Origin of the sequence: Rhodococcus sp. R1101 (genome assembly GCF_000278445.1) — a bacterium.
GTDB lineage: Bacteria > Actinomycetota > Actinomycetes > Mycobacteriales > Mycobacteriaceae > Rhodococcus > Rhodococcus gordoniae.
The window spans coordinates 1-4290 of sequence record NZ_AJVB01000326.1; the positions used below are offsets into that span (position 1 = coordinate 1).

The 4290-nt window shown below is 69.5% G+C and carries 4 protein-coding genes and 2 pseudogenes; 1 reads left to right on the forward strand and 5 read right to left on the reverse strand.

Annotated features, from left to right (window positions below; translation table 11 throughout):
* The 4 genes and pseudogenes from R1101_RS27185 to R1101_RS0117025 all read right to left on the reverse strand — a co-directional run.
* Positions 1-804: pseudogene (locus tag R1101_RS27185) on the reverse strand (ferredoxin reductase); the annotation flags it as partial.
* A gap of 98 nt (positions 805-902) precedes the next feature.
* Positions 903-1412, reverse strand: coding sequence for a DUF6912 family protein (locus R1101_RS0117015; protein ID WP_016934572.1), 510 nt, complete (start codon positions 1410-1412; stop codon positions 903-905).
* A 3-nt stretch (positions 1413-1415) separates the two neighbouring features.
* Positions 1416-2824 (reverse strand): annotated as a pseudogene (locus tag R1101_RS27190) (WS/DGAT/MGAT family O-acyltransferase).
* Positions 2821-3297: an HAD-IA family hydrolase gene (locus tag R1101_RS0117025; RefSeq protein ID WP_051017576.1), complete on the reverse strand. Its 477-nt coding sequence runs from the start codon at positions 3295-3297 to the stop codon at positions 2821-2823. The pseudogene R1101_RS27190 and the gene R1101_RS0117025 overlap by 4 nt, the downstream one beginning before the upstream one ends.
* 160 nt (positions 3298-3457) lie before the next feature.
* Between R1101_RS0117025 and R1101_RS0117030 the strand changes: the two genes are divergently transcribed.
* Positions 3458-3988, forward strand: coding sequence for an Rv3235 family protein (locus R1101_RS0117030; RefSeq protein ID WP_016934574.1), 531 nt, complete (start codon positions 3458-3460; stop codon positions 3986-3988).
* A 60-nt stretch (positions 3989-4048) separates the two neighbouring features.
* On the opposite strand, the gene R1101_RS27195 is transcribed toward R1101_RS0117030, so the two are convergent.
* The coding region (locus tag R1101_RS27195; RefSeq protein WP_037223906.1) for a hypothetical protein at positions 4049-4290 on the reverse strand (242 nt) is incomplete at its 5' end.

A 4290-nucleotide genomic window follows, 5' to 3' on the forward strand; every position in this document is an offset into this window, starting at 1 on the left:
GTGCGCGGTGATGTCGTCGAGCATCTGCTGCGGACCGCAGCCCAGGTCTGGCGCTCACGCCAGTCGGGGCGACACCTCGTCGAGCTCGGACAGCGCGAACTTGCCCTTCTCGCGCGTGTGACGCACATGCACCCGGAAGCGGTCGTGGGTGGCGTCGAAGCGTTCGAGCTCCGAGCGGAACATCACGTTCTCGGCCGTCGGCGCCGAGTGGATGTGCACGACGTCGGGCAGATCGAGTTCGCGCTCGATCGCGCGCCGATCGAGCGTGCGCAGCATCGACATGATCGGCGTGATGCCACTGCCGGCCGTCAGGAACAGGATCTTCGCCGGCGGCGGGTCGGGCAGGACGAAATCGCCCTTCGGGGCCGCGAGGCGCACGACGGTCCCCTCCGGGACACCGCCGACGAGATGGCTCGACAGGAACCCCTCGGGCATCGCCTTCACGGCGATGGAGATGACCTTGTCGTCCCAGGTGGGCGAGGAGGTCAGCGAGTAGGAGCGCCAGTGCCAGCGACCTTCGATGTGCAGGCCGATCCCGATGTACTGGCCGGGGGCGTATCCGAAGTCGAAGCCCCAACCCGGACGGATGACGATCGTCGCGGAATCGGGTGTCTCCTGGCGCACCGACACGATGCGCCCGCGCAGTTCACGGGCGGACCACAGCGGGTTGACCAGATGCAGATAGTCGTCGGGAAGCAGAGGGGTGGTCAGCCGGGCCACCGCGCCGCGCAGGACGTTGGAGAGCGATTTCTCTCCCGGCGCGACGTGTGCCGCAGGCTTCTCGATCCATTCCTTCAGACCCATCCGACCGTTTCTCCTCACTCCGGTTACGCCTCCGTAGGTTATCAGAGGTTACGGAAGCGTAGGTTGAGGGCGAGAGGGCCGTCACACCGAAGGCGGGGTCAGAGCAGGTCGAGCAGGAAGGGCAATTCCTGGGTCGCGTACCAGGCCAGTTCGTGGTCCTCCGCGTCGCCGAGGACGAACTCCGCCTCCTCGTCGCCCAGTTCGGCCGCATCGACGACCTCACGCGCCCGCGCGACGTCGGTCTCCGCTTCCTGCAGGTCGATGTGCACCGAGGCCACCGCACTCATCGGGATCGGCCCCGTGAGCCGCACCACCGCATCGTCGAGATCCGGCCGCGGCTTCACCTCGTCGACATCGGCCGCGATCACCACGCGGCGGGACGCGAAGGACGGATGATCACCGGGCTCCTCCGAGGCGAGCAACCGCAGCGACGCACGTGCCGCCTCCGCCATCGCGACCTCGGCGAGCTCTTCGTCGTCACCCGCCGTGTAGGCCTCCCGCAACGTGGGGGTCACCGCGAAGGCCGTCCTGCTCACCGGATCGACCCCGTCGTCGGCGACGAGTCGCTGCACCATCGCGAGCGTTGCCGGTACATAGACACGCGTCACTTCTCACCTGCCGGCATCCGTCAACTCCTCGAGAGATTCCTGGATCAGCGTCGCTGCCACGTCCACATCGGGCATCGCATCACGATCCGCATTCAAACCGTAGTAGATCTTGCCGTCGTAGGACGTCAACGCGATGCTCAGGGCCTGATTCTTCAGCAACGGCGAGACCGGATAGATCTCCAGGAGACGGGCCCCGGTCAGATAGAGCGGGTGCTGGGGACCCGGGGCGTTGGTGATCATGAGGTTGAACATCCGCTGCGAGAAACCCATCGCGACCCGGGTACCCACCGCGTGCATCGTCGCCGGGGCGAAGCCGGACAACCGGACCATCGTCTGGGCCGCCACCCGCCGCCGCTGCCGCGAATAGGCCTCGCCGGCGTGCGCGATGTGCGAGAGCCGGACCACCGCGTTCGGCTCCCCACCGGCAGGTCCAGCAGGAAGGACGACACCTCGCCCTGCGGATGGACCTGGATCGTGTCGTTGCCGGCGCCGTCGTCCGGATCCTGGGTGTACACCGACATCGGGACCATCGCCCGCACGACGGTGGCCTCGGTGACCGGTTCCCCGCGGGAGAGCAGCCAGTAGCGCAATGCCCCGGCGAGAACCGCGAGTACGACGTCGTTGATCGTGCAGCCGTAGCGCGAGTGGATCTTGCGGTACGGCGCCAGATCGGACCGCACCACGGAGAATCGGCGGCTCCTCGAGATCTGCGTGTTCAGCGGCGTCTCGGGTGCCGACTGCGCAGCCGTGCGGGCGAGGCGGCCGACGGCGTCGACGGTCTCGGTGAGGGTCGCCGTGAGGTCGCCCACAGCCGAGCGGAGGGCGGCGACCCCCTCCCCGGGGCGCGCGACGAGTTCGGCGAGCGCCCCGACGAGCAGCGCGGATTCCGACGGTTCGCGTTCGGGCATCCACAATTCCTCGGGAACCTCACGCGGCACCGGCTCCTGGTCGAAGAGAACCTGCACGATGTCGAGGGCCTCCTCACCGTCGACGAGCGCCGAATGCGATTTCGAGAACAACGCGACCCGATCGTTCGCGAGCCCCTCGACGAGGTACATCTCCCACAGTGGCCGTGTGCGGTCCAGCGGCCGCGAGACCAGGCGCGCGACGAGGTCGTGCAGCTGTTCGTCGGAGCCGGGTCTCGGCAGCGCGGAGCGCCGCACGTGATAGGTGATGTCGAAGTCGCGGTCGTCGACCCAGACGGGGCGGGACAGCCCGAATGCGACCTCCCGCACCTTCTTCCGGTAGCGGGGCACCTCGGGCAGCCGCTGCTCGACCAGCCGGAGCACGCTCTCGTAGTCGAGGCCGCCTTCGGGAGGTTCGAGGATCGCGAGCGAACCGACGTGCATCGGCGTGTTGCTCGTCTCCAAGTAGTAGTACGACGCGTCCTGCGCCGTCATCCGGCTCGTCATCGACCCCGTTCCCCCTCCTGACCCGAACCTGCCGAGCATGGCCACCACGGCTCGGCGCCGCCCCCGATCTCCTCGGGATCGAGATCGAAGAGTACGGCCAGTTCGCCCGGCGCGTCGTGTGAACCATCATGGTGGACGCCGACCATCCCCGCAGCGGCAGCACCTCGCACGTTGCCGACCGCATCGTCGACGAAGACGCACTCGCCCGGTCCGAGGTCGAGCAGTCGCGCGACCAGCAGGTAGCTCTCGGGGTCGGGTTTGGCGACGCCCGCATCACCCGAGAGCACCACGCGGTCGACGAAGGCGCCTTCGAGATCGCGCAGCCACTGCGCGCCGGGGCCACCGGGGTCGTTGCTGAGCAGAGCGGTCCGCACGCCCCGCGCACGCAGGAACGCCACGACCGCACCGAACGTGCCGGGGTCGCTTCCCGGCCCGACCAGGACGCCACCGACATCGAGTACGAGTCCTCGCAGCACGACACCACCGTATGTCCCGGGCACCCCGATCGCGTCCTATCGCGCCGGCGCCCCGCAGGTGTGGCATCATGTGCGCGGTTCGTCCTCTCCCGAACCGATTCCTCGGCACCGGTCCACCCGTGCCGCCGATTCGCCGTCACGACTTTCGGGAGAGCTCATGCCGCATCACACCGGGCGCTACGTGCGCCGCCTCACCTGCCTCGAACCCCCCGCCGAGGAGAACTGCGGTCGCTCCCGCAGCCACGCGACCCGCCGGGCCACCCCGCACGATGGTCGCTCCGGTCGAATCCCGTTCCGTCACCAGGGAATCGGGAGTCCCGGCGCAGCCGCGAACATGGACGACCGGCCCGATCTCCCCGTCGATCCGGCAGTCGGACGGATGGCGGAGTCGGCCGTGCGCCTCGTCCTCGAGGTGGTGGACGGGCGCCGTCCTGCCGTGCAGTCGGCGACCGTCCTCGACCCCCGGCTCGTCTCCACGATCGCCACGGGCCGCACGCCACGCACAGGTCGCAGCACCGCGGTCCTGTTGCGCACACGCGTGCGCCCCGTCGACGCGGACACCGTCGAACTGTTCGGCAGCTACGCCCGCGGGGAACGGGTGTTCGCATTCGCCGGGCGGATGGTGTGCAAGCGTCCCCGTCCACGCGCGCCGCACCGCTGGACGATCACGACCCTGTGGCTCGGCTGAGCCACAGGGTCGTGAGGTGGTCCGGCGCCGGCCGCGCAGTACGCGCCCTACCGGGCGGGGTCAGCGGTGCCGGTTGGTCTTCGCGTCGCGCCGGGCGGCGGCACGACGTTCCTTGCGGGTGCCCGCCTGCTTCGGTGCGGATCCCGCATCGGAACCGGCGGTCGTCCGCGCGACGTGGGCGCGGCCGTCCTCGTCGGGACCGGTGTAGGTCAGGCGCCGTTCGCTCTCGTCGAGACCCTTCGCCTGCAGCGCGGCCGGCGCGGGCTGTGCCGCATGTGCGGGCTGCGCGGGCCGGGCGGGCT

What these genes read in the sequence shown, in the direction of transcription:
- R1101_RS0117030 (WP_016934574.1), top strand. Translation starts at nt 3,458, where the DNA reads ATGCCGCATCACACCGGGCGCTACGTGCGCCGCCTCACCTGCCTCGAA.